Source organism: Bartonella sp. AA16NXGY, from assembly GCF_042197325.1.
Taxonomy (GTDB): Bacteria; Pseudomonadota; Alphaproteobacteria; order Rhizobiales; family Rhizobiaceae; genus Bartonella.
The window spans coordinates 9,277-17,521 of sequence record NZ_JBHIRR010000011.1 but is presented as its reverse complement, the minus strand read 5'-3'; the positions used below and the strand labels follow the sequence as shown (position 1 = coordinate 17,521).

General features: G+C 36.2%; 6 protein-coding genes. 3 read left to right on the top strand and 3 right to left on the bottom strand.

Annotated features, from left to right (window positions below):
• Window positions 1-373: 373 nt before the first annotated feature.
• A complete protein-coding gene (locus tag ACFINK_RS06945) occupies window positions 374-859 on the top strand; it encodes a hypothetical protein (RefSeq protein WP_375611687.1) in 486 nt (161 codons plus the stop codon).
• A gap of 1,162 nt (window positions 860-2,021) precedes the next feature.
• Here ACFINK_RS06945 and ACFINK_RS06940 read toward each other — a convergent pair.
• A complete protein-coding gene (locus ACFINK_RS06940; RefSeq protein WP_375638496.1) occupies window positions 2,022-2,315 on the bottom strand; it encodes a hypothetical protein in 294 nt (97 codons plus the stop codon).
• A gap of 771 nt (window positions 2,316-3,086) precedes the next feature.
• On the opposite strand from ACFINK_RS06940, the gene ACFINK_RS06935 reads away from it, so the two are divergent.
• Both ACFINK_RS06935 and ACFINK_RS06930 read left to right on the top strand, forming a co-directional pair.
• A complete protein-coding gene (locus tag ACFINK_RS06935; protein WP_375610680.1) occupies window positions 3,087-3,530 on the top strand; it encodes a hypothetical protein in 444 nt (147 codons plus the stop codon).
• 1,677 nt (window positions 3,531-5,207) lie between these two features.
• Window positions 5,208-5,981: a DUF4167 domain-containing protein gene (locus ACFINK_RS06930; protein ID WP_375611688.1), complete on the top strand. Its 774-nt coding sequence runs from the start codon at window positions 5,208-5,210 to the stop codon at window positions 5,979-5,981.
• Between the two features lie 1,297 nt (window positions 5,982-7,278).
• Here the strand turns inward: ACFINK_RS06930 and ACFINK_RS06925 are convergent.
• Window positions 7,279-7,728, bottom strand: coding sequence for a hypothetical protein (locus tag ACFINK_RS06925; RefSeq protein ID WP_375611689.1), 450 nt, complete (start codon window positions 7,726-7,728; stop codon window positions 7,279-7,281).
• 45 nt (window positions 7,729-7,773) lie between these two features.
• Window positions 7,774-8,139: a hypothetical protein gene (locus ACFINK_RS06920; protein ID WP_375613650.1), complete on the bottom strand. Its 366-nt coding sequence runs from the start codon at window positions 8,137-8,139 to the stop codon at window positions 7,774-7,776.
• Window positions 8,140-8,245: the final 106 nt, after the last annotated feature.

Sequence of the window (8,245 nt, the reverse complement as noted above, 5' to 3'; positions counted from 1 at the left end):
TCTGAGGTTGTCTGAGGTTGTCTGAGGTTGTCTGAGGTTGTCTGAGGTTGTCTGAGGTTGTCTGAGGTTTTCTGAGGTTGTCTGAGGTTGTCTGAGGTTTTCTGAGGTTGTCTGAGGTTGTCTGAGGTTGTCTGAGGTTGTCTGAGGTTGTCTGAGGTTGTCTGAGGTTTTCTGAGGTTTTCTGAGGTTGTCTGAGGTTGTCTGAGGTTGTCTGAGGTTTTCTGAGGTTGTCTGAGGTTTTCTGAGGTTGTCTGAGGTTGTCTGAGGTTGTCTGAGGTTTTCTGAGGTTTTCTGAGAAATGCAAGAGCCGTACAACGAAAAAAGAGATGCAAATGCCTTAATACGCGTTTAGCTTATCAAAAAGGGGGATATAATGGCACTTTTTCCATTTTCTATTTCTGATATTGATGATCCGGAATGTATTCGTGTGGTTCTTTATGCTAGCGGAAGAATGGGACATGCTCCTTTAAACGCATTGTTGAAGAAAGCATATGAAGATATTACAAAAATTGCAAAGCGCATGGATGCTTTAGAAAAAAAATTAAATGCTCTAGATCTTATCAATGTCGAACAGAAAAAAAATGAGAAAGAAGAGAAGCAAGACAGTATTAATAGTGTTGTGAGTGGTGGAATAACGACACCAAACAGTTTTGTGAGCGCACCAGAAATTAAAACAGAATCATCGTCCGTTGGAGACATATTTTTTTCTCCAATATACGAGGCGCCAAAAATAGACTACAGCTCTTTTATTTCAAAATTTACAGCACATAAGCCGCTAGAAATACACAGTAGTGTTACTCAAAACATCAGTGTTGAGCATTCTAGAGAGATTTCTTCTTTGTTAGATAAGGAAAAATAGAAAAGAGTGATCATAACAATATGTATGGGTTGAAGCTATAGATGAGATAAACCTGATTTATATCTTCGGTGGGGATTGGAATTGCACTCTGTTTGAGATGTTAAAAAATGGTAAAAATTGATAGAGAAGCGTTGTTGCTGGATAAGTTGATCATGCGTTGTTGGGGAGAGTAGGGCGCATATTGAAATCTAAGGGTAAGTTTTTAAAGCCTACAGAGCAAGGAGCCATGCCCAAATAGAAACGCATGGCAAAAGAAGCTTTAAAAAGATAAAAAATCGTGCAATCATTTTAAAAAGCTTTTGGATAGAGCGTTTGATGATTTTAACTCTATAAATAATTTGCGGTTTTTACGCTTTTTTAAAAGAGAAAAAGTGCAGATCCTCGCAATTTTAATTTGTTAAAAATCCCATAAAAAGAAAATGTTAATTGCCAAAAGGACAAAAGCAGAAAAATGCCTATAAAAAAATCATGCGTATCGTTGTGTTTTTTCTTATAAAGAAGAGAAATGCTGTACTGTTGGAGCAGGCTTGAAGGCTAACGTTTCACTTGTTTTCTTATCAGACAAGATTGTACAAGCGGTTGTTGATTTGTCTTATCCTGTTTATGCTGTAAAGACTGTCCTTTCAGGTGTGATGATATAAGGCAAGTCTCTTTGTAAGAGCTTCCATGATACAAAAAGTGTTTTTTAAAGGGCGTGGCAAATATTTAAGGCAGGCTTATTTGTTGAGCTTTAAGTTTAAATCAATCACATGTGAGAAAGCCAAATGGACCCCACTGCAATCTGGGCTGTTGATAAATCAGATTGGGTGAAGAATCTTCATCTTTTGAAGTGGTGAATGTAAGTTAAGAAAAACCAGCTTTTACAAGCGTAAAAGAACGGGTCTTATTATAATTATGGACTTAAATCATGTGTGTTTTTTCATGGATTATATTGAGATAAAGCTACAAAGTATTTTGATTTATTTGATACGTTTTTATTTTAGAAAGTGTATTGTTATAAACAGCTCTCCTCAATACGAATGTATCATTATTTATACTCTTTTTGGATATTTTTATAAATATAATTAAAAAGCTTGCAATACTATACGTTTTGTGTATAAGTATTTATTATTGATTTCTTTTGTATTTTATTTAGTTATATCTCTATTCATAAGCCGCGCCTTTAAATGGTGCGGCTTTTTTTACTTTCTAATAACAGGGGCGCTATATATTTGTTATTGAGATGGCTTTGGATATTTTTCTCATTATTGTATTTTGTGATTTCATTTTGCAGTGAAATCTTTAATTTCTTGTGTGTTTTATCCCAATAGGGAAGATTCAAATAAAAATGCAGGCGTCTGGGTTTGGTTTCTTTGCTTTGGTTGGGGGGCGTTGAATAGTTAAAGAATCTTTGTGATTGTTTGACGGAGAATGATATGAGGTGAAGCATAAAATGGTGGCGCATTTGAAGGGCCATTATCATACATGCCAGCATGGTCAAAAATGCAAATGTGTCTTTAACAGTGTTTGTTGATCTCGATTAGAAAGTCCATTCTTTTTTGTTAGGAGTTTTACATCTATAATCTCTTATCTTGTTTTAGCGACTGCTTTTTGAGGGGGCGGTAATAGAAGGCGTATAAGATTTTATATATGAAGTGTTTGTGTGGTGAATAACGGTAAATCCATTGAGCACTCCCATCTTCACGCTTATGTAGAGGCAAGCTGGGTACTATCAGTGTATTTGCTCGCTCCCAATATTACGACAGCCTTGGTTCGTGAGACGATTCATAAGAGGCATATGCCTTTCTTATACAGTTTTTAATCCACATACCAGTTCCGCTTGTAACTTGTAAGCAACATGGTTTTGGTTGATTTAACATAAACAGGTTTGAAATGAGAGAATCCTATGGTGTTCGGGTTTCTCATTCAACATGTAAAACAATAAATATTCTTTATAAATCAATATGACATGTCTTAACAAAGACGAATTGTTTATAGATCCGCATGGATGAAGAATCTTCGTCTTTAAAAGTGGTGAGAGAAAATCATCAGCCCTATTTTTTCATAAAGGGCATGAGAAAAGTGTTTCATAAGAATTATATACGATAAGAATTATACGGTAAAAAAGAGAGTCTTTTGACATAAGAGTCTTGATCGTTTGCGGCTATAACCTGTATTGTGTACACAGATACTTCTATCATTTTTTGCTGTAAAAGCTTCTCTTGGGATATTAAAGGGTACAATCTTTATGGAAAAAAGAATCCGAGCAAGACAAAAGGCTTATTTCAAAAGATTATATCGCAAGATTGCTTTTGTTTGCATAATACTTTTTTGTATAGTGTTTTTGTGTTTTGTTGTTGCAAAGGTGGTTAGTTATTTTTCTTCTCATAAAAAAGTAACACAACAAGCACCCGTTGAATTGGTTATTCCTGTTTTTGATCTACGCGTATATTGCAAGGAAATTTCTGCCTCCGTTATGCCCGATATGAAAAGAGAGGTTTATCAGCATTGTCTTAATTTGGAAAGTGAGGCCTATTTTGCTATTCGTGAAATGTGGGATAAGCTTTCTGATAGTGCTAAAAAACAATGTTTGACGAGGGTCCGTCCTGGGGATGGAAATTATTTTCTCTTACGAGACTGTTTTCTGAATGAAAGAGAAAATAAAACAGGCAAAAGGCGCAATTACTTTTAAGTTTTTATATGGAAAGTTAAAAGGATGCGAATTTTGATAAAAAGATAAAAGCCTCTTAAATGACTATCTGCCTCATGACCAATAGCAGCTTGATTTATTTATCTTGTTATATCGCACTTCTTATTTAAGGTGTGGCGACATAAGGTATGGATGGCCTCCTTGAAATGTTTAAGGGGGCGTGGTGGAGTTTCAGGAGGATTTGTTGCGCTTTTTTAAGGGAAATAACGAGTGTGGGAAATCCATTTCGTGATGGTTTTGGTGAATGGTATAATGGTAAAACCATCATGAAATGTATAAAATTTATAAAGCAAGTTCATCTTTATGGTTTAAACAAAGAATAAGCCGGTACTATCTCACACTTTGCTCGCTCCCAATGGTGCTCTCGACAACCCTTTAGCCTTAGAGACGGTTCATAAGAGGCACTTTTAGTCTTTTTATCGTTTTTACTCCACGCAGGTTTTCCCACATGTAACATGCAAGAAAAAGAGATTGATTCAACAGCAAACAGATTGAGGATGAAAAATCCTACGGTATTAATTTTCTTACTCAACACAAAAAATATGAATTATCATTACAAATCAATTTAGTGTATGAATTTTATAAGTATTTTCATTGTTAACAGACCAGTGTGATTTGAGAACCTTCATTCTTTGAGGGTGTAAGTCAATAGACATGACAAAAATGAGTAAAAAACATTCCTTTTATAAACATTTACGGCTTCTTCATGCGTAAAGCGCTGTGCTGGGTTTAAAAATGTGCTTGTTTTATAATTCTAGTTTTCTTTATCAGAAAAGATAAGTAAGGAAATACGTTAGGCCATTCTTATTGATAGGCTTTGAGGAGGGTATTTTTTTGAGAAGAAGCTGATTTTTAAAAAAGTGTGACATATTGGTCGTTTTTTTCATAATTTGATATTTTTTTGTATTTAAATATTTTGTTTTTAAGCTCAATTTGTTATAAATAAAAACTGTGATTAACTTAAAAACTCTATGGGTTAAAATAAAAATTGATAGTATCATTGACTTGTTTGGGAAAGAAGATTGATCTCTTGGTGATTATAGGGCTTGAATAATACTTCGTGTTAATCTATCTATAAAAGTTAAGAGGTTTTGTGAGGCGATCGTGGATTATCGCTCGCAAGGGGTTGCTTTAGCGATGAAGAGAGGCTATATTTATAAAATAAAGAGGTTCGCGCAGTGACTCGTTGGGATGGAAGTGCTTGTGAGTTAAATGCACGAGGGGGTAGAGAATATCGGCGTTTTTAGGAGCGGTGGTTTTAGAGCAAAAAAGGAAGCTTCTACTATTCTCTGGCAGGAATTTTTTCTTTGTCGGGTGTGTTATATGTGTGTTTTCCTTTTTGTTTTCCACAAGATAATTATTTTTTTAGTGAAATATGGTTTATTTTAAAAAAAACACTTGGCATTTTACGTGAACATCATTAGGTTTCTGCTGTTTGACAGAGAAAAAGGGAATTTTTGATTTACGATTTCCCTGCTGTTTTGTGATTTTCAAGAAAATATATGCTTTTATCAATATCAGTAGGGTTCGTTTGAGTGAAATAAACGCGGATAGCTTGATAATCGTATGTTAAACATGATCAGCATTATCAAAAGATAATGTAATGAGGAAGCGTCAATTAAGACACACATAAGACAAACACTCCAAAAAGGGATAAAGATGAGGCCACAACAAAATAGACGGGTACGCGGTCGCAATAATAACAATAATGGTAATAACAATAATAATCGTCGCGGTCCTAATCCGTTGTCTCGCAATTATGAAAGTAGCGGTCCGGATGTTAAAATTCGCGGGAATGCTCAGCAAATTGCCGATAAATACATAAGCCTTGCGCGTGATGCACAAGGTGCAGGTGATCGTGTTATGTCGGAAAATTATTTACAACATGCCGAGCACTATTTGCGTATTATTTTAGCAGCAGCTGGGCAAATGTCTCAATCGGTTCGGCGTGATGAAAATCGTGGTGATGAAAACGAAAATCGTGATGAAAACAATGGGCAAGAATGCGGTGAAATAAATCTTGATGGTGAAAAAAAGGATGCTGTCGAGGGTGATACAGATGTATTACAAATGTCGTCGCAAAAAAATGGCAATGGCCAATATGATAAAGCGCAAAATGGGGATGCGCGTGAAAACGCTTTAGAGGCTCTATCGGATGAAAAAACAGATCAAGAGCACTGCCTCTCTGAGAAAAATGTTGAACCTGTCAAAAAAATACGTCGTTCTCCTCGTCGACGTACTGTACGGACTCAAGATGAATCATCTCTTGAGCTTTCACTTACAACAGCAGAAAGCTCTAGCAATGGAGATGCATCAACAGCAACAAAAACAGCAACAAAAGAGGATTCTTCTTTGCCTGGATTAGGTGAGGGGATACAGAGAAAACCACGCCGTCGCCGAGTGGTCAATCTTGAGGCAGAGGAAAATGTTTAAACCTGAAGGGTGCTGTGTAAGCGCGCTTGTGTGGTGATGTTATTGGTATCATGATAATAAATTATAATATACTCAAGAAGCTTCTTGCGCTTTCCTTGAGTTTTCACGGGGCTGTATTGAGACTTAACGAAGGCTGTTGACAGAAAAGATTGCCTCTTTGCTGAGATTTAAGTAAGGGGATACAGGGGAAGATGCGTCGTCGCTCAAGTGGTCAATCTTGAGGCAGAGGGAAATGTTTAAACCTGAAGGGTGCTGTATAAGCGCTTGTGGTGATGTTATTGGTATCATGATAGTAAATTATAATATGCTCAAGAAGCTTCTTGCACTTTCCTTGAATGTTCACGGGGCTGTATTGAGACTTAACGAAGGCTGTTGACAGAAAAGATTGCCTCTTTGCTGGGATTTAAGTGAGGGAATACAGAGAAAACCACATCCCTGTATTTTAAGAGGCAGTTCTTTTATGAAGAACGCAATGTCGTTGTTTTATTTAATTCACACTTATATTCAATGTATTCATGCCCATTTCGCACTGGTGTTCATGAATTCTATCATGTGAAATCCATCGGTTATCTTTGCTTAATAAAAGATGTAAACTGGGCGTTATTGCTTTAATTTTCAATGTTGCAACAGTTCTTCTTTTGATACCTGATCATTCATAAGAGGTATTTTATTCATCCATTTCCTTGCTGGGATATGTGAGGAAATGATTTTGATTCAGTTTTTTACGAACAGATTTGAAAGGGAGAATCTTACAGTATTTGAGGTTCTCATTTGACATGCAAAATAAATCATCACTATAAATTAATATGTTGAATTTTTGCACTCAAGAAGAGGTATTTCTTGCACGTTTATTAGCTTTTCCCAAGTGATGTCATTTTCTTAAAATGGGAATGCGTTGACAGAAAGGTTTCTTCTTTTCCAAGATTTAAGTGAGGGGATACAGTAAAAAACGCGCCGTCGCCCGTGTGGTGGATATTTAAGACTTATCACATTAATTTATAATAATAATTCATTGTTTGAATGTTAGGTGAGGGCCCCTAAACCCCTAGAATTCTCTCATTTCCAAATTTGTTCCATGTTGGATCAACAAAAACCATTCGCTTGCACGTTGCAAACGGGGAGAGCCCGTGTGGATAAATTTGTATAAGAAGGAATAAAAATGGCTCTTATGAACTCTCTCTAGGGCCAAGGATTGTGGGTAACATCCACGAGTTGGTAAAGCGTGTGATAATGCCGGCTTGCAGAAAATGTTTAAACCTTCAGAATGCTATGTCAGCGCTTATTGATGTTAGTTTTCTTAATGAGGCATTATCTTCGCTCTCTCTTTTGTTGTTTCAACAGAAAGAATGGAGACAAGTGCACCGGTGTGATAATTGTAAATCATAAATTTTGTTTGTCCATCAGGGGTTAAAACTTTCAGTACAATATTGTGTTCTGAGAGGCTTTGCGACAAAATCTGTGTTTTTTCCGGTAGAGAGAGCGTATGATGGATAACGTGTGGGTTTTTGCTGAGAGAGGAAGATAGCTCTGTTTGTTTTGGCGCTGATCCGGTTTTTATCACTTTATAAACAATTAAAAACAGTACGGTTAGAATAAGGAAAAGCGTTATTAAAACGGAAATAATCATTAAACCCATAAGTTTTTTTCTCACTCGTTCTACGGCAGGGTCTAAAGGGAGATCTTGAGGCAGAGAATTTTGCTCTGTGTGATGGTCTTTTGAAGGGTGCATTCGCTTATTATCCATCATGTCTTTCATTGATTATTTTTTTTGAGATCTGATGGGTTTATGCTTTTAAAGTTTTTTGTGCAAGAGGTTTGTGGAAGAAGAATGTAAAAGAGGAAGCGATGTTGGTAAAATATCTTCTTTGTGTACTGTAGACAGCTTGTCCTTTACGTTTTGGCTTTTAAGCAGGAAATTTCCATGGTTTGTTACAGACCAGATCAAGTTTACTTCTTGTTGATGTAAACTGGGTTGTACGTTTATACATTGAGCAAAAATTTGTTGTCCATAAAGTGCAAACTTTTTTGTGGACGGGACCATGGCCTGTTCACAAGCTTGAGCCGTGGGATAGATTTTAACCATTGTATTGTTCGAATAGCAACTATTAAAATCATCTGTACATGAAACTAATAAGAGGATAAAAACAAGGGGATTCATCAATTATTTTCCAAATGACAGGTTGACAGAGCGGACTCCAATTTGTCAGCCTAGGGGCTTCTTCACTGTTAAACGCTTTCACAGTTTTTTAGTTCCCCTTTGAGAT

Excerpts from the sequence above, each read along its gene's own strand:
- ACFINK_RS06935 (WP_375610680.1), top strand. The coding sequence starts at position 3,087 with ATGGAAAAAAGAATCCGAGCAAGACAAAAGGCTTATTTCAAAAGATTA.
- ACFINK_RS06920 (WP_375613650.1), bottom strand. The coding sequence starts at position 8,139 with ATGAATCCCCTTGTTTTTATCCTCTTATTAGTTTCATGTACAGATGAT.
- ACFINK_RS06925 (WP_375611689.1), bottom strand. The coding sequence starts at position 7,728 with ATGATGGATAATAAGCGAATGCACCCTTCAAAAGACCATCACACAGAG.
- ACFINK_RS06930 (WP_375611688.1), top strand. The coding sequence starts at position 5,208 with ATGAGGCCACAACAAAATAGACGGGTACGCGGTCGCAATAATAACAAT.
- ACFINK_RS06945 (WP_375611687.1), top strand. The coding sequence starts at position 374 with ATGGCACTTTTTCCATTTTCTATTTCTGATATTGATGATCCGGAATGT.
- ACFINK_RS06940 (WP_375638496.1), bottom strand. The coding sequence starts at position 2,315 with ATGGCCCTTCAAATGCGCCACCATTTTATGCTTCACCTCATATCATTC.